General features: G+C 62.5%; 15 protein-coding genes. 6 read left to right on the top strand and 9 right to left on the bottom strand.

Translation table 11 applies throughout. The features are described 5' to 3' along the window. Positions 1–74 precede the first annotated feature (74 nt). From V7S54_RS23860 to mepA, 6 genes are all read right to left on the bottom strand, one after another. Positions 75–710: a 2,3-bisphosphoglycerate-dependent phosphoglycerate mutase gene (locus V7S54_RS23860; protein WP_065371996.1), complete on the bottom strand. Its 636-nt coding sequence runs from the start codon at positions 708–710 to the stop codon at positions 75–77. A gap of 34 nt (positions 711–744) precedes the next feature. Further along, positions 745–1,563, bottom strand: a complete 819-nt coding sequence (gene dapB, locus V7S54_RS23855) for a 4-hydroxy-tetrahydrodipicolinate reductase (protein WP_065371995.1) — start codon at positions 1,561–1,563, stop codon at positions 745–747. A gap of 125 nt (positions 1,564–1,688) precedes the next feature. Beyond that, entirely contained in the window at positions 1,689–3,506 is a 1,818-nt protein-coding gene (locus V7S54_RS23850; protein ID WP_065371994.1) for an ABC transporter ATP-binding protein, read from the bottom strand. A 112-nt stretch (positions 3,507–3,618) separates the two neighbouring features. Beyond that, positions 3,619–4,638: a glucokinase gene (locus tag V7S54_RS23845; RefSeq protein ID WP_065372419.1), complete on the bottom strand. Its 1,020-nt coding sequence runs from the start codon at positions 4,636–4,638 to the stop codon at positions 3,619–3,621. 120 nt (positions 4,639–4,758) lie between these two features. Beyond that, positions 4,759–5,142, bottom strand: coding sequence for a methylglyoxal synthase (locus tag V7S54_RS23840; RefSeq protein WP_058324470.1), 384 nt, complete (start codon positions 5,140–5,142; stop codon positions 4,759–4,761). A 102-nt stretch (positions 5,143–5,244) separates the two neighbouring features. Then, positions 5,245–6,300, bottom strand: coding sequence for a penicillin-insensitive murein endopeptidase (gene mepA, locus V7S54_RS23835; protein WP_065371993.1), 1,056 nt, complete (start codon positions 6,298–6,300; stop codon positions 5,245–5,247). 232 nt (positions 6,301–6,532) lie between these two features. On the opposite strand from mepA, the gene V7S54_RS23830 reads away from it, so the two are divergent. The 5 genes from V7S54_RS23830 (at position 6,533) to V7S54_RS23810 (ending at position 13,403) form a co-directional block, all read left to right on the top strand. Continuing rightward, positions 6,533–8,392, top strand: a complete 1,860-nt coding sequence (locus tag V7S54_RS23830) for an extracellular solute-binding protein (protein ID WP_065371992.1) — start codon at positions 6,533–6,535, stop codon at positions 8,390–8,392. A 177-nt stretch (positions 8,393–8,569) separates the two neighbouring features. Beyond that, entirely contained in the window at positions 8,570–9,652 is a 1,083-nt protein-coding gene (locus V7S54_RS23825; protein WP_065371991.1) for a microcin C ABC transporter permease YejB, read from the top strand. Continuing rightward, positions 9,652–10,797: an ABC transporter permease gene (locus V7S54_RS23820; protein ID WP_065371990.1), complete on the top strand. Its 1,146-nt coding sequence runs from the start codon at positions 9,652–9,654 to the stop codon at positions 10,795–10,797. The genes V7S54_RS23825 and V7S54_RS23820 overlap by 1 nt, the downstream gene beginning before the upstream one ends. An 8-nt stretch (positions 10,798–10,805) precedes the next feature. Then, positions 10,806–12,434 carry an ABC transporter ATP-binding protein gene (locus tag V7S54_RS23815; RefSeq protein ID WP_065372418.1) on the top strand — a complete coding sequence of 543 codons (1,629 nt, stop codon included), beginning with the start codon at positions 10,806–10,808 and terminating at the stop codon, positions 12,432–12,434. 9 nt (positions 12,435–12,443) lie between these two features. After that, the gene (locus V7S54_RS23810; protein ID WP_065372417.1) at positions 12,444–13,403 is read left to right on the top strand and encodes a 2-hydroxyacid dehydrogenase; all 960 of its coding nucleotides are present in this window, start codon (positions 12,444–12,446) and stop codon (positions 13,401–13,403) included. Positions 13,404–13,457: 54 nt separating this feature from the next. Here V7S54_RS23810 and V7S54_RS23805 read toward each other — a convergent pair whose 3' ends face one another. The 3 genes from V7S54_RS23805 to V7S54_RS23795 all read right to left on the bottom strand — a co-directional run bounded on the left by V7S54_RS23805 (position 13,458) and on the right by V7S54_RS23795 (position 16,151). Beyond that, on the bottom strand, positions 13,458–14,312 hold the full coding sequence (locus V7S54_RS23805; RefSeq protein WP_065371989.1) for a C40 family peptidase: 855 nt from the start codon (positions 14,310–14,312) through the stop codon (positions 13,458–13,460). A gap of 9 nt (positions 14,313–14,321) precedes the next feature. Beyond that, positions 14,322–14,672, bottom strand: a complete 351-nt coding sequence (locus V7S54_RS23800; RefSeq protein ID WP_065371988.1) for a MarR family transcriptional regulator — start codon at positions 14,670–14,672, stop codon at positions 14,322–14,324. A gap of 87 nt (positions 14,673–14,759) precedes the next feature. Then, entirely contained in the window at positions 14,760–16,151 is a 1,392-nt protein-coding gene (locus V7S54_RS23795; protein WP_057247734.1) for a leucyl aminopeptidase family protein, read from the bottom strand. 129 nt (positions 16,152–16,280) lie between these two features. On the opposite strand from V7S54_RS23795, the gene V7S54_RS23790 reads away from it, so the two are divergent. Next, on the top strand, positions 16,281–17,102 hold the full coding sequence (locus V7S54_RS23790; RefSeq protein WP_065371986.1) for a tetratricopeptide repeat protein: 822 nt from the start codon (positions 16,281–16,283) through the stop codon (positions 17,100–17,102). Positions 17,103–17,106 lie beyond the last annotated feature (4 nt).

The following is a 17,106-nucleotide window of genomic DNA, read 5'->3' as shown; positions in this document are numbered from 1 at the left end:
TTTCCTGGAACTGCTTGGCAAGAACAAAAAAGGGGCGCTCGGCGCCCCTTCTTCATTTCCATATTTGTCAGCGCTCAGTGGGCGCCGGACATGTCGCCCAGCACTTCCTTCGAAGCGACCGTCGAGTCAGCCTTGAGCTTGTAGACCATTGGCACGCCGGTCGCGAGGTTGAGCTTCAGAATCTCTTCCTTGGTCAAACGATCGAGCACCATGACCAGCGAGCGCAGCGAGTTGCCGTGGGCGGCGACCAGAACCTTCTGACCCGACAGCACGCGCGGCAGGATCTCGGTCAGGTAATAGGGCCAGACGCGGGCACCGGTGTCACGCAGGCTTTCGCCGCCCGGAGGCGGCACGTCGTAGGAGCGGCGCCAGATGTGGACCTGCTCTTCGCCCCACTTTTCGCGTGCGTCGTCTTTGTTGAGGCCAGAGAGGTCGCCATAGTCGCGCTCGTTGAGCGCCTGGTCGCGGATCGTTTCGAGCGAGGACTGGCCGACGGCATCGAGCACGAACTGGCAGGTGCGCTGGGCACGGACGAGGTCGGAGGTGAAGGCGATGTCGAACTTGATGCCATATTCGGCAAGCGCCTTGCCGCCTGCCTTGGCTTCCGCGACGCCGAGTTCCGTCAGGTCCGGATCACGCCAGCCGGTAAACAGGTTCTTCAGGTTCCAGTCGCTCTGGCCATGCCGGACGAGGACGAGAGTACCGCTCATGTCGAATTCCCCTTGAGACTTGAGAGTGGAAAGGTCAGTTGAGCCCGAGAACGTCGAGCATGGAATAGAAGCCGGGTTTCTGGCTGCGTGCCCAAAGCGCCGCCGTGACGGCGCCGCGCGCGAAGATCGAGCGATCCGTGGCACTGTGCGAGAGCGTCACCTGCTCGCCTTCGCCGGCGAGAATGACCGAGTGTTCGCCGACGACCGAGCCGCCGCGCAGCGTCGCAAAGCCGATCGTACCGGCCGGACGCGGGCCCGTATGACCGTCACGCACGCGCACCGAATTGTCGGCAAGGCTGATGCCGCGTCCCGTCGCCGCCGCTTCGCCGAGAAGCAATGCGGTGCCCGAGGGCGCATCGACCTTGTGCTTGTGGTGCATTTCGAGGATTTCGATATCCCAATTGGCGGGGCCGAGGGCACGCGCCGCCTTTTCCGTCAACACGCCGAGCAGGTTCACCCCGAGGCTCATATTGCCCGACTTGACGATCCGGGCGTGGCGCGCGGCGGCTTGGATTTTCGCCTCGTCGTCGGCCGAGCAACCGGTGGTCCCGATGACATGGACGATGCGGGCCTGGGCCGCAAGGCCAGCAAACTCGACGGTGCCCGCGGGTGCTGTGAAATCAAGCACGCCTTCCGCCTCGACGAAAGCTTCGAGCGGCTGGTCGGTGACCGGCACGCCGATCGGCCCAAGACCGGCCACTTCGCCGGCGTCACGGCCGATGAAGGGAGAACCCGGACGTTCGATGGCGGCATGCAGGCGCACGCCGTCCATCGCGTGAACCGTCCTTATCAGCGTCTGGCCCATACGGCCGGCAGCACCCACCACCACGAGCTTCATATCGGGTTCGCCCATCGGTGATTTCCTTCTCGTCCGCTGTTAGCGCGTTCCCAGTCAAAACGGCGTCGGGAAACGCTCTATCTCATTGTTCTTACGCATTTCCGGACGCAAAACCGCTACGCGCTTTTGCTGGAAATGTTCTAGATTTCGGCGCCGGCCGGCGCTTCGGGCGCCTTGGCCTCAGGCGACTGGCCCTGAAGATTGTGAAGCCGAGCGTAGAGACCGTCCGGTCGCCGTGCAAGCTCGGCATGCGTGCCCTCTTCGACGACGGAACCATCCTTCATGACGATGATCTTGTCGGCATTGACGACGGTCGAAAGGCGATGCGCGATGACGATCACCGTACGGCCGTTCATGGCGTAATCGAGCGCCTTCTGCACGGCGGCTTCCGATTCGGTATCGAGCGCCGAGGTGGCCTCGTCGAGCAGCAGGATCGGCGCATTGCGCACGAGGGCACGGGCGATGGACAGCCGCTGGCGCTGGCCGCCGGAAAGCGTCATGCCGTTTTCGCCGACCGGGGTATCGTATCCCTGCGGCTGCGCTAGAATGAAATCATGCGCATAGGCAAGCCGCGCGGCTTCCTCGATCTCCGCGTCGGTCGCATCGATGCGCCCGTAGCGGATGTTGTCGCGGATCGATCCTTCGAAGAGGTAGGGTTGCTGCGACACATAGGCGATGCTCTTGCGCAGCGACTGCTTGGTGACGTCGGCAATATCCTGCCCATCGATCAGGATCTGGCCGGAAGCCGGATCGTAGAACCGCGGGATGAGGCTGATAACCGTCGACTTGCCGGCACCGGAGGGGCCGACGAGCGCCGTCGTCTTGCCGCCTTCGGCGACGAAGCTGACGCCTTTCAGAACCTCGTCGCCATTGGCGTATTGGAAACGGACGTCGCGCAGTTCGACTGCGGCACTCGTGAAGGTCAGTTCCTTGGCGTCCGCCTTGTCGCGCTGATGCGGCACGGTGTCGAGGATTTCGTAGACCATGCGGGCATTGACGGCAGCACGCTCCATCGAGACCTGCAGCCGCGCCAGTCGGCGGGCCGGATCATAGGCCATCAGAAGAGCCACCACGAAGGCGAAGAAGGCGCCGGGCGGCACGTCGGCATAGATCGCGCGGAAGGCGGAATAGGCAAGCACAGCAGAAATCGCGAGGCCGGCGAAGGTTTCGGTCATCGGCGCCGTGCGCTCGCTCAACCGCGCAATGCGGTTCGCCCGGTTCTCGGCCCGATCAATGATCGCATCGACCTTACCGCGCAGTTCGCCTTCCATGGTGAAGGCCTTGACGATGGTGATGCCCTGGATGGTTTCCTGCATCGCGCCGAGAACGCGGCTATTGACCTCGATCGATTCGCGCGTTGCCGAACGCAGGCGCCTGGAAACGTAGCGCAGGCCGAGCAGCAATGGCGGCGCCGCGACGAAGACGATGATCGACAGCAGCCAGTCCTTGGCGAACATGACGCCGACCAGACCGATCAGCGTCAGGAGATCGCGGGCGATCGACGTGACCGTCAGGTTGAGCACGTCGCGGATGCCGCTGACATTCTGGCTGATTTGGGCTGCAAGCTGTGCCGATCGCGTCTCATTGAAGTAGCCGACGCTCAGCGCCATCAGATGGGCGTAGAGCCGGCGCTGGTAACGCGCGACGATGTTGTTGCCGATCTTCGACAGGGCAACGGCTTGGCCGTAGGTGGCGAAGCCACGCAGAATGAAGGCTGTGAGGATCGCGCCGCAGACGAGCAGGACGATATCTGCCCGCTTGTTGGCGAAAGCCTCGTTGATCACGGTCTCCATGATCGAGGCCGTGAAACCGGTTGTTGCAGCGACGACGGCCAGACAGGCGATGGCAAAAGCATAGCCGCGAATGTGGTCGCGACCGTTTTCCGCAATGACCCGTTTCAGAATTCCGCTGATCGTATCGGAATCGACCGCGTGCTGTTTTCTATTGCTGGCGCTCAAAAAGCCCGTCTTCCCTGGACCCAATGTGGCGAGCCGGTTTCCGGCCCGACCTTTCCCGGGGCTCTATAGTAGTTTGGTATCGCTTTGGCGAGTCTTTGCGCGCGCCGACTGCTCAGCTTCTCCAGCGGCGTCCCTCCGTTGCAACACCGAAATCCCTCGGCGTGCGGGCAAAAGCGGCCAAGCCGGAGAGCGCCGCCATTGGATGAATGACGGCAAAGGTCGGGATCGTCTTCATCAGCGCCGAGTGGGGCGCCTTGTCTTCGAAGGCGGCACGGAACGGCGATTTCACGAGCGCCGGCAGGATCTTCTGCGAGATGCCACCCGCCAGAAACACGCCGCCGCGGGCCATGAAGATTAGCGCCATGTCGCCGGCAACGCGGCCGAGATAGGTGCAGAACAGCGAGATCGTCTCGATCGCCGCCCTGTCGCTCTCGGCCAGCGCGTGCGTCGTCACTTCCGCCGGATCGATGAGCACCGGGTCCACGCCATCGGCGGCACAGACGGCGCGATAGAGATTCATGATGCCCCGCCCGCAGAGGATCTGCTCGCCCGCCATGCGCCCCTCGATCGGCTCGAGGAAGGGCCAGATCTGAAGGTCGCGTTCGCTGCGCGGGCCGATGTCGACATGGCCGCCCTCGCCCGGTACCGGGATCCAGGTGTGCTGGGCAAAGACCAGTCCGCCGACGCCGAGACCCGTGCCCGGGCCAAGCACGACACGCGACGTCAGGGGACGAACGCTGCCGCCGCCGATCTGCACGAGATCCTCATCCGCCGGCGCGGCCACGGCGAGCGCCTGTGCCTCGAAATCGTTGATGATCAGCACGTCCTCGAGGCCAAGGCTCGAGAGCATGTCCTTCGGCCTGATCACCCAGCCGGCATTGGTGAGCGGAATTTCATCGCCCCGGATCGGACCGGCCACCGCCAGGATCGCCGAACGCGGCTGCACCGAGGTCTTGTCGAGGATGCTCTTTTGCATCGCTTCCTCGATCGTTTCGAAATCGCCGGTCTTGATCGGCGGCAGCTGCTTCGGCTCGGCAAAGGCATCGAGGAGCAGGGCAAAGCGGGCATTGGTGCCGCCGATATCGCCGATCAGGATCGGAAAGGGGAAGGCGTTTTCACTGGTGCCGGGCATCGCAAGATCCATCCTGATCGTCGTGGCAGGTAAATCGCTGTCTATCAGCTAGAGCGGGATAAGGGAAAGTGTGTGCGGTTTTCCGCCCGCATCCGCCTAACTCATGAGAAGCGAACATGATTATGATTTTGGGTTGAAGTCGATCAACTGTTCGGCCGTCGCCTGGTTGAGGGCCATCGGAATGTCGTAGACGATCGCGAGACGCATCAGCGCCTTAACGTCCACGTCATGCGGCATTGCGGTCAGGGGATCGACGAAGAAGATCAGCAGCTGCACCTCGCCGGTGGCGATCATCGCGCCGATCTGCTGGTCGCCGCCGAGCGGACCGCTTTTCAGGCGCGTGATGTCGAGCCCTGGACAGACATCGAGGACACGGCCGCCTGTCGTGCCTGTCGCAACGATGCGCCATTGGGACAAAACCGCTTCATGCGCCTTGGCGAAAGCCGCAAGATCGTCCTTCTTCTGATCGTGAGCGATCAGGGCAATGCATTTCCGATCCGCCATGTCGGGCCTCGCATCAATCTTTAAATCGATTTGATCGCCCTATACATGAACGCTGCGGCAATGGGAAGGTTGAAGCCAGCCCACCCCGCGCACGCATCCTGATCATTGCAAGGTCGGACGGGCCAGTGGCACCGGAATATCGGCCGGCGGAACGTCGCCCGCGGCAGCGCCGATTACCTGCTCGATACCCTCAGCCGCCACGGCAGGTGCCGGCGCCCGATAGGCCGTGCCAAACGTGGCGGCCTCTTCAGAGGCAGGCGCGGGACCGTTCAGCACCAGTGCGCAAGCTTTCGGCAGGTCGGCCATGGTCGTGGCCCTTGGCTTAACCGGCTTTTCGCCCGGCTTCTTCTTCGGCTTTGCCCAGGGCTCGTCGGTAAACCACCAGGCCAGCGACTTGTCGCAGCCATCGCCGGCCGGCACCGCCGCCTGGTCCTTGCAGCTCGCTGCGCCCGCGGGGCATTTGATGCGGATGTGGAAGTGATAGTCATGACCGTAGATCGGCCGGACCTTCCCGAGCGCCGATCGGTCCCCGGTCCAGGTGTCGCAGAGCTTCTTCTTGATCGCCGGATTGACGAAGACGCGCTCCACCTGCGGGTAGCTGGCAGCCAGCATGATGAGCTGCGCGTGTTTTGGCGTCCAAATGGAACGATCAACCGTCAGGAACTTGTTCTTCTGCAGCATCGAGGTCGCCGAAACATCCTCGCGCTCGCGATAGGTGAGCGTGCGCTGCGGCATCGGCGTCAGCCAGATATCGGCGTCGAGGCCGATCTGGTGGGACGCATGCCCTGATAGCATCGGACCGCCGCGCGGCTGCGAGATGTCACCGAGCAACAGGCCGGGCCAGCCGGCCTTTTCAGCCGCATCGTGCGAAAACTGCTCGATCAGCGCGATCATCTGCGGGTGGCCCCAGCGGCGGTTGCGCGACAGCCGCATCGCCTGCCAGGTGGGCCCGTCGGTCGGAATGGCGACACCACCGGCAAGGCAGCCCTTCGCGTAGAAACCATAGGGGTTCGCGGCCATCTCGGCTGGCAGGGCCTTGGCACCGAACAGCGCCTTTGCCGGCACATCCTCGGCCGCCGCGTTGTCGGCAATCAGAAGGCCTGTTCCCAGCAGCAACGCAAGAAACGCTGAGCCGCAACGTCGAAGTGGAGCAATCATTGAATTTCGTCCCATTTGTCTCGCGGACAGCAGCGCCAACGCGCGGCATTCCCTATCCGACGAACCCCGATCCTAAGGCCCCGTCTTTGCCTCAGCCTTACGCGTCACGCGCTTGTGAATCACCGGGATGTGACTCAAAAATTTTGCCTGATTTGCGGCAGTGCCTGTCAATTGCCCCGATTTCGCCTATGCTCTCGCAAAAGAAGATTGAAATATAAGGGGTACCGGCTGGATGCCAAACTTCTGCAGGATCGTGAAACCTAGAATCGCAGCGTCATTTCTGGCCGCGACACTTCTTCTCCTTCCTCCTGCATCGAACGCCCAAGATCAGCCCGTCTGGCGCCATGGCACGTCGTCAATCGGTGAACTGAAATACAAGCCCGGTTTTTCCCGCTTCGACTATGTCAATCCGGATGCGCCCAAAGGCGGCGAATTGCATCTCTCCGAAAGCGGCACCTTCGACACGTTCAATCCGATCCTTTCCAAGGGCGAGGCGGCGAGCGGCGTCACCTCGCTCGTCTTCGATACGCTGATGAAATCGGCCGAGGATGAGATCACCACCGCCTACGGCCTGCTCGCCGAGGCTGTTTCCTATCCCGACGATATTTCCTCCGCGACGTTTCGCCTGCGCGCCGAGGCCAAATGGGCTGACGGCAAGCCAGTGACGCCCGAGGACGTGGTCTTCTCCATTGGAAAGGTGAAGGAACACAATCCGCTCCTGTCCAACTATTACCGCCACGTGATTTCCGCCGAAAAGACAGGCGAGCGTGACGTTACCTTCCGCTTCGACGAGAAGAACAATCACGAACTGCCGAACATTCTCGGCCAGCTCCCGATCGTGCCGAAACACTGGTGGGAAGGCCAGGACGACAAGGGCAACAAGCGCGACATCAGCCGCACGACGCTGGAGCCGGTGATGGGCTCCGGCCCTTATAGAATAGCCTCGTTCCAGGCCGGCGGCTCGATCCGCTTCGAACGCAGGGACGACTATTGGGGCAAGGACCTCAACGTCAATGTCGGTCAGTATAATTTCGGCGTGATCAGCTACGCCTTCTTCAGCGACAGAAACGTGGAGTTCGAAGCCTTTCGCTCCGGCAACGTCGATTTCTACCGAGATCCTAGCGCTAGCCATTGGGCGACCGCCTATGATTTCCCGGCCATGAAGGACGGCCGCGTGATCCGCGAGGAGATCGAGAACCCCTTGCGTGCAACCGGCATCATGCAAGCCTTCGTGCCGAACATGCGCCGCGAGAAATTCCGGAATCAGCGGGTGCGCGAGGCGCTGAACTACGCCTTCGACTTCGAGGATCTGAACCGAAATCTCGCCTACAACACCTTTCAGCGCGTCGACAGCTATTTCTGGGGCACGGAACTCGCCTCCTCCAAACTTCCCGAAGGCCGCGAGAAGGCGATCCTTGAGGAACTGAAGGACAAGGTTCCCTCCGAAGTATTCACCACGCCCTATACGAACCCGGTCAACGGCGAACCACAGAAAGTGCGCGACAACCTGCGCAAGGCGCTCGACCTGTTCAAGCAGGCTGGCTACGAGCTCAAGGGCAACCGACTGGTGAACGTCACGACCGGCGAGCCCTTCGGTTTCGAGATCCTCCTGTCCAACCCGTCCTTCGAACGCACGGTTACGCCGTTCGTCAACAGCGTGAAGAAGATCGGCATCGATGCGCGCATCCGCACGGTCGACGATTCGCAGTACACCAATCGCGTCAGAAGCTTCGACTACGACATGATCTACGGCATCTGGGCCCAGACGCTTGTGCCGGGCAACGAGCAGATCGACTACTGGGGATCGAGCTCGGTCAATCAGACCGGATCGAGAAACTATGCCGGCATTGCCGATCCGGCGATCGACGAGCTTATCCGCCGGATCATCTTCGCGCCCAACCGCGACGAATTGGTCGCGACGACACGCGCCCTCGATCGCGTTCTCCTGGCCCATCACTACGTCGTGCCGCTCTTCTACTCGAAGTCAATCCGCGTCGCCTATTGGAACCAGCTCGCCCGTCCGCAGGAACTTCCCTATTACGGGATGGGCTTCCCGGATGCCTGGTGGTCGAAAAACGCCACCCCCAAATGAAGTCCTTGCACTCGGATGGCGTCTCGATTCCAAATGCAGAAAAACGAATCACTGAAACAAGCCCCGATCCGGGCCTGACAGCCGCAAGGAGACACAGGGATTGAGACACCATAGACGGCATGCCGACGCTTCGCCGGTCCGGGCCATCGCCCATACGTCGATCGAAAGGCTCGCCTGATGGGTGCCTATATTCTGCGCCGCCTGCTTCTGATGATCCCGACGATATTCGGGATCATGGCGATCTCGTTTGCCATCGTACAGTTCGCGCCGGGCGGCCCGGTCGAGCAGGTGATTTCGGATCTCACCAATGCTGGCGGCTCCGATCGCCTGAGCGGCAATAGCGGCGACCTGATGCAGGCCGGCGGCGACGAAGGCGGGCGCTATCGCGGTGCCCAAGGGCTTGATCCCGAATTCATCGCCAAGCTCGAGAAGCAATTCGGCTTCGACAAGCCGCCGCTTGAGCGCTTCGCGACGATGATGTGGAATTACATCCGCTTCGATTTCGGCGAGAGCTTCTTCCGCAACACATCGGTCATCGATCTCATCAAGGAGAAGATGCCGGTCTCGATCTCGCTCGGCCTCTGGATTCTGCTGTTTTCCTACGCAATCTCCGTCCCGCTGGGCATCAAGAAGGCGGTTTCCGACGGCTCGGCCTTCGACGTCTGGACCTCCGGCATCATCGTCATCGGCTATGCCGTGCCGAGCTTCCTGTTCGGCATCCTCTTGATCGTCATCTTCGCCGGCGGGTCGTTCTTCGACTGGTTCCCGCTCCGCGGCATTGTCTCCGACAATTTCTGGCAATTGCCCTGGTGGCAGAAGCCGCTCGACTATATCTGGCACATGACGCTGCCGCTGATTACGCTGCTGCTTTCGGCGTTTGCGACCACCACGCTGCTCACCAAGAATTCCTTCATCGACGAGATCAAGAAGCAATATGTGACGACGGCGCGGGCGAAGGGTCTCAACGATCGCCAGGTGCTCTACGGCCACGTGTTCCGAAACGCCATGCTGATCATCATCGCCGGTTTTCCGGGCGCCTTCATCTCGGCCTTCTTCACCGGTTCGCTGCTGATCGAATACATCTTCTCGCTCGATGGCCTCGGCCGGCTCGGTTATGATTCGGTCGTCAAGCGTGACTATCCGATCGTCTTTGCAACGCTCTTCATCTTCTCGCTGATGGGTCTGCTCGTCAGCCTGCTGTCGGACCTCATCTACACCTGGGTCGATCCGCGCATCGACTTCGAGCGGAGGGACGTCTGATGGTGGAAGTGACGACCTCCCCGACAAGCCGCGTGGCGGTGCCCCCGCGCGGCTGGCTGTCTCCGGTCAACCAGCGGCGCTGGCAGAATTTTAGGGCGAACCGACGCGGCTACTGGTCGCTCTGGATCTTCCTGGCGCTCTTCGGGCTGAGCCTTGTTGGCGAGTTCATCGCCAACGACAGGCCGATCGTCGCCTCCTACAAGGGCGAGCTTCTCTTCCCAGTTGTCATCGACTACCCGGAGGAAAAGTTTGGTGGCTTCCTTGCCGAAACGGACTACCGCTCCGATTTCATCCGCGACGAGATCGAAGCCAATGGCTGGATGATCTGGCCGCCGGTCCGCTACTCCTATCAGACCGTCAATTCCAACATCCCACATTCGGCGCCTACCAAACCCTTCTGGCTGATGGACAAGGAGGAGCGCTGCTCCGCCTATCCGGAGGGGCTCAACGACCGAAACTGCATCGTCGGCAATCTCAACTGGCTTGGCACCGACGACCAGGCCCGCGACGTGTTTGCACGCATGATCTACGGCTTCCGTCTCTCGGTGCTGTTCGGCCTGACGCTGACCATTGCCTCGGCGGTGATCGGCGTGACCGCCGGTGCCGTCCAGGGCTATTTCGGCGGCTGGACCGATCTCCTGATGCAACGCTTCATCGAGATCTGGTCGTCGATGCCGGTGCTTTACATCTTGTTGATCATTGCCGCGATCCTGCCGCCCGGCTTCTTCATCCTGCTCGGCATCATGCTGCTCTTCTCCTGGGTCGGCTTCGTCGGCGTCGTGCGCGCCGAGTTCTTGAGGGCGCGCAACTTCGAATATGTGAACGCGGCACGCGCGCTCGGCGTCGGCAACGGCACGATCATGTACCGCCACCTGCTGCCGAACGCGATGGTCGCAACGCTGACCTTCCTGCCCTTCATCCTCTCCGGTTCGATCACGACGCTGACCTCGCTCGACTTCCTCGGTTTCGGCATGCCGCCGGGCTCGCCTTCGCTCGGTGAAATGATCGCCCAGGGCAAATCCAACCTGCAGGCACCCTGGCTCGGTCTGACGGCCTTCTGCGTCATGTCTCTGATGCTATCGCTGCTGATCTTCGTCGGCGAAGCGACGCGCGATGCCTTTGATCCGAGAAAGACGTTCCGGTGAGCGCGACGATGACAGATCCTATCCTCTCCGTCCGCGACCTCTCGGTCGCCTTTCACCAGGGCGGCAACACCTCGATCGCCGTCGACCACATCTCCTTCGAGATCAAGCGCGGAGAGACGGTGGCGCTTGTCGGCGAATCCGGTTCGGGCAAGTCGGTTTCGGCCAATTCGATCCTGAAGCTGCTGCCCTACCCCTCGGCAAGCCACCCGAGCGGCGAGATCGTCTTCAACGGCAAAGACCTGTTGAAGGCCGGCGATGCGGAGCTGCGCAACGTGCGCGGCAACGACATCACCATGATCTTCCAGGAGCCGATGACCTCGCTCAATCCGCTGCATTCGATCGAGCGGCAGATCGGCGAGATCCTCGAATTGCACCAGGGGCTCGAAGGAGCCGCTGCGCGCACCCGCATTCTCGAGCTTCTCAATCAGGTCGGCATCCGCGAGCCGGAGAAGCGCCTCAGCGCCTATCCGCATGAGCTTTCCGGTGGCCAGCGCCAGCGCGTCATGATCGCGATGGCGCTCGCCAACCGGCCCGAGCTTTTGATCGCCGACGAGCCGACAACGGCGCTCGACGTCACGGTGCAGGCGCAGATCCTCGATCTTCTGAAGACGCTCAAGGACGAGCACGGCATGTCGATGCTGTTCATCACCCACGACCTCGGCATCGTGCGCAAGATCGCTGACCGGGTCTGCGTGATGACCAAGGGCAAGATCGTCGAGACCGGGCCGACCGCCGAGATCTTCGCCAATCCGCAGCACGCCTATACCCGCCATCTGCTCGCCTCCGAGCCGAAGGGCAACCCGCCGCCATCAGACGCGTCGAAGCCGATCGTGATGGAAGCCTCGGACATGAAGGTCTGGTTCCCGATCAAGGCCGGCTTTCTGCGTAAGGTGGTCGACCATGTGAAGGCGGTCGACGGCATCGACCTGAAGCTGCGCGCCGGCCAGACGCTCGGTGTCGTCGGAGAATCCGGTTCCGGCAAGACGACGCTCGGGCTGGCGCTGACGCGGCTGATCTCATCGAAGGGTCGCATCGCCTTCATCGGCAAGGACATCGACCGCTACAGCTTCAACGAGATGCGGCCGCTTCGAAACCGGATGCAGATCGTCTTCCAGGACCCCTATGGTTCGCTCAGCCCGCGCATGTCGGTCGCCGATATCATTGCCGAAGGCCTGAAGATCCACGAGCGATCGCTTTCGGAGAACGAGCGCGACGCCCGCGTCGCCGCAGCGCTTGAAGAAGTCGGCCTCGACCCCTCGACCCGTTGGCGCTATCCGCACGAGTTCTCCGGCGGCCAGCGGCAGCGCATTGCCATTGCGCGTGCCATGGTGCTGAAGCCGCAATTCGTCATGCTCGACGAACCAACCTCGGCACTCGACATGAGCGTGCAGGCGCAGGTGGTCGATCTCTTGCGCGACCTGCAGAGCAAACACGATCTCGCCTATCTGTTCATCAGCCATGACCTGAAGGTCGTGAGGGCGCTTGCCAACGAGATGATCGTGATGCGCATGGGCAAGGTGGTGGAGCAGGGGCCGGCCGAGCGCATCTTCAATGCGCCGAGCGAAGACTACACGAAGGCGCTGATGGCAGCCGCCTTCAACCTCGAAGCCGTCAATCTCACCGCGATCCGCCAGTAGGTGTCCGCAATGCCCGCAAAGAGCCCCGTCATCGTCGATCTGAAGTTCATTCCGGAGGAGGTGGAGGCAGCCCTTCGCGGCGCCTTTCCCGATCGCGAGGTGATCAATCGCGCCGACGTCGTGCACCACAACCGCGACCTCTCGGGGATCGACTATGCGGTGGTGTGGAAATCGGCGCCGGATCTCTTCGAACGGGCGCCGGACCTCAAGGTGGTCTTCTCCGGCGGCGCCGGCGTCGATCACGTGCTGACGCTTCCCGGTCTTCCCGAGGTGCCGCTGGTGCGCTTCGTCGACCAGACGCTGACGACGCGTATGAGCGAGTGGGTCGTCATGCAATGCCTTCTGCATCTGCGCCAGCACCGCGCCTACGAGGCGCTGGCGGCGAAGCGTGAATGGCGCGATCTGACCCAGCCGGAAGCGGCCGACATCACCGTCGGGATAATGGGCATGGGCGTGCTTGGCCAGGACGCCGCCCGCAAGCTCTCCGCGATGGGCTTCAAGGTGGTCGGCTGGTCGCGCAGCAAACGAGACGTCACCGGCATCGAGACCTTCGGTGGCAACGAGCTCAACGCCTTCCTGGCGCGCACGGATTTCCTCGTCGGCCTGCTGCCGCTGACGCCGGACACCCGCGGCATCTTCAATCTGCGCCTGTTTGCCAAGCTCAGCCGCAACGGTCCGTTTGGCGCGCCTGTTTTCATCAATGCCGGCCGCGGCGGCAGCCAGGTCGAAGCCGATATCCTTCAGGCACTCGATAGCGGTGTGCTCGGCGGCGCCTCGCTCGATGTCTTCGAAGAGGAACCGCTGGCCAGCGACAGCCGCTTCTGGACCATGCCGAACGTCTATGTCACACCGCATGTGGCGGCATCCTCCGACGTCAAGGCGCTGTTCCGCCATGTCGAACAGCAGATCGCTCGCTTCGAAAGCGGTCAATCGCTCGAACACGTGGTCGACAAAGTAGCCGGCTATTGATTTAGCGCCGGCGAGGCGTGCGGCGGAAGCCAACCCGCCTGCACGTGGCTTGCTTCAGGGCCGGCGATAGCCGGTCGGCTGGTCATAGAGCCAGCCAATGCGAGCGATCGCCTCTTCCAATCCTTCATGCGCGACCGACATGGTGTGGCCGTTGGCATGGATCAATGTGCGCTCGTCTTCCATGATCGCGACATGGCCCTTCCAGAACACGAGATCGCCGCGCCGCAACTCTTCACGCGCGATCGGCGCGCCGAGCCGAGCCGCCTGCATGTCGGAATCGCGCTCGACTACGCGGCCTGCCATCAACATCGACGTCTGGACGAGCCCCGAGCAATCGATGCCGAAGCCGGAGCGGCCGCCCCACAGATAGGGCGTCTCCAGGAAGCGGGTGGCGACCGTGACGTAGTCGGCGCTGACGGCGTGGCCAACGGGCGCACAGTGATTGGCGACGATCGCGCCGCCGCCTTCAAGCAGGAAGTAGCGCGTTCCGCGCGTTTCCGCCTCGCCGGTCACAGCAACACGGCTTCCCATCGAGAGAACAAAGGCCTGCGGAAACTTGAGGTCGGCACCATTGTAGACGAATGTGCGCGGCACGGTGACGATATGGGTCGGAACTGTGGTCTGCCGCAGAAGAGCCGTCTCCGGCAGATAGCCGACATAACCGTCGAGATCGGCTTTGACCCAGGCCCAGCCGTTGGCCGTATCGAGCACCCGCACGCCCTCGCCATAGAGCACCTCGGTGTCCGTGCCGCAGGCGGCGTCCGGGCGAGCACGGAGCGGCGCGACCGGCACGGCGAGCGTCGCCACCTCTCCCTCGACATAACGCTCCGCCTCGACCTGGCCGCGAAGCGCGATTTCAGCGAGATCGCTGCGATAGGCGTTGAGACGACGGTCCGGCAGTTGCGACATGGCTGAGACTCACAAGGTCAATTTGCGACCCTGAAGAATGATCAGATCGCCGAGTTTTTCAAGGTAAAGCGCACCTTCGACGGTGCGTTTTATGATCACGTTTCGCCGGTCGATATCGTCACGCACACGGTCCACGAGACCAAGAGCGCCCATGGTATCGAGCGCGCGGGTGATGACCGGCTTGGTGACACCAAGCGTCGCTGCCAGCCCGCGCACCGTGTGGGGCGGTGGCACGAGGTAGATGTGCAGAAGGATCGCCAGCTGCCGCAGGGTCAGGTCGCGGCTGTCGACGCGCACCTGGGCGAGCGACACCGTATGCCAAAGCCCGAGGGCTTGGGAGGGCGTAAGCTCGATCGGCAATGGCGGCTCCTGCGCAGAAAGATGATCCGCCACGATAGCGGCGGATCGTTACGCAAGCGTTTCTTTCTTGCCAATCGTTCCGATAGGCTATTTCGCCATCTTCTGGACGTGATGGTAGAGCGCCCGGATCGCCTGCGCCTCGCCGCCAACCGGCGAATGCGGCCGCTCGGACTGTGCCCATCCGAAGATGTCGAAATGCACCCAGCTCTTGGTGTTGGTGACGAAACGCCGGAGGAAGAGCGCCGCGGTAATAGAACCGGCCATACCACCCGCCGGCGCATTGGTGAGATCTGCGATCCGTGCCGAGACATCCTTGTCGTAGCCATTGTAAAGCGGCATGCGCCACATCGGATCGTCGACCTCGAGGCTTGCTTCCGAGAGATCATGGGCAAGGTCGGCGTCGTCGGTAAAGAAGGGCGGTAGATCCGGGCCGAGTGCGACGCGAGCGGCACCGGTGAGTGTCGCCATGTCGACCAGGAGGTCAGTCTTCTCCTCGTCGGCATAGGCGAGCGCATCGGCCAAGATCAGCCGGCCCTCGGCATCGGTGTTGTCGATCTGAACTGTCAGCCCCTTGCGGCTGCGATAGATGTCACCGGGGCGGAAGGCGTTGGCGGAGATCGAGTTCTCGACAACCGGCACGATGACGCGCAGATCGACCTTGAGTTTGGCGTCCATGATCATCAACGCGAGGCCGAGGACATTGGCGGCACCGCCCATGTCCTTCTTCATCAGCAGCATCGAAGCGGCCGGCTTTATGTCTAGACCGCCGGTATCGAAGCAGACGCCCTTGCCGACCAGCGTTACCTTCTTGTGGCCCTTCTTGCCCCAGCGCAGCTCAAGCAGGCGCGGAGCTTCGGCGCTGGCGCGTCCAACGGTATGGACCAGAGGGAAATTCTGCGTCAGCAGCGCTTCGCCCGATATCACCGAGACATCGGCCTTGTAGTGGGCGGCAAGCGCGCGGAATGCCGCTTCGAGCGCCTCGGGACCCATGTCGTTGGTTGGCGTGTTGATCAGGTCGCGCGCAAGGAAGACGCCGGCGAGCTGCCGCTTGATATCGGTCGCATCGGCGTCGGCGGGGATCAGCAGTGTCGGCGGCTCGCCCTTGGTGGATTTGTAGCGCTCGAAGCGATAGGAACCGAGGCCATAGCCGAGCGCCAGCCGGTTAGCGGTGAGCGGCGCGGTTTCGATGTGCCACTTGCCCGCCGGCAGCGCACGCGCAAGCTTGCCGGCCAGAAACGGCGCTTCCGACGGGTTGCTGCCGAGACCGAAGAGCGCACCGCCGAGATGGCCGTCTGAGGACGGGATCAACAGCACCGCGCCGGATTCGGCGGTGAAGCCAGCCTTGCGCGCCCAGTCCAAAGCGATCGGATCGATCGTCCCCGTCTCGATATGCGCCGGCGTGACCGCGAAGATCGGCAGGGTCTTGCCGGCGCTGGTGTTGAACGGCGACGGCCGCTCGATGAACTGATAGGGAGCCATGAAAGTCCTCGGCTGACAGATGGAATCGCGCCATTAACGCTCCGTTAGGGTTAACAGATTATTGCTGGAGTGAAAGTTGCGCCGGTGTTGTCTGAAGTTCAGGTGCGCGCATGCATGCTGGGGACACTCATGGCCAAACGCACGACTTCACCCTTGAAAGCCGCTCACTTCTTCCAGGGTGCGGCGATTGCGCTGGTGGCGCTCTCGCTCGCGGGCTGCGCCAATCAGCCGAAGAAGGAGCTGACCACGGGCTCGATTTCGAGAACGTCGAACGCGGTGCAGTCGATGACCGCCACCGAGCTTTCGGCGGCGGCCGAAAGCATTGGCCAGGCCTATGAAAAGAACCCCAAGGATCGTGAAGCCGGGCTCAACTACGCCAACCTGCTGCGCATGACCGGCCGCAACGAGCAGGCGCTCGCCGTGATGCAGCAGGTCGCGATCAACCACCCTGCGGACCGCGAAGTGCTCGGCGCCTACGGCAAGGCGCAGGCCGCGGCGGGCCAACTCGACCAGGCGCTGGCGACGATCAGCCGCGCCCAGACCCCGGACCGTCCGGACTGGAAGCTGAAATCGGCCGAGGGGGCGATCCTCGACCAGCTCGGACGCCCGCAGGAGGCGCGCACGCGCTACCGCGAAGCGCTCGAACTCAAGCCGAACGAACCGTCGGTGCTCTCCAATCTCGGCATGTCCTATCTTCTGACCAAGGATCTCCGTACCGCGGAAACCTATCTCAAATCGGCGGCGGCCCAGCCCGGTGCTGACAGCAGCGTGCGCCAGAACCTGGCGCTGGCCGTCGGGCTTCAGGGCCGCTTTCAGGAGGCCGAGACCATCGCCCGGCAGGAGCTTTCGAGCGAGCAGGCAGAAGCGAACGTCGCCTATCTGCGCTCGATGCTCTCCCAGCAGGGAGCGTGGAAGCAGTTGGCCAAGGCTGACGAAGCGAAGACCAACTGAGCGC

The organism is Ensifer sp. CCNWLY38 (assembly GCF_037120565.1).
In the GTDB taxonomy this organism is placed as follows: domain Bacteria; phylum Pseudomonadota; class Alphaproteobacteria; order Rhizobiales; family Rhizobiaceae; genus Ensifer; species Ensifer adhaerens_H.
Note: the sequence above shows the minus strand (reverse complement) of the source record. Positions and strands in the feature narration are given on the sequence as shown.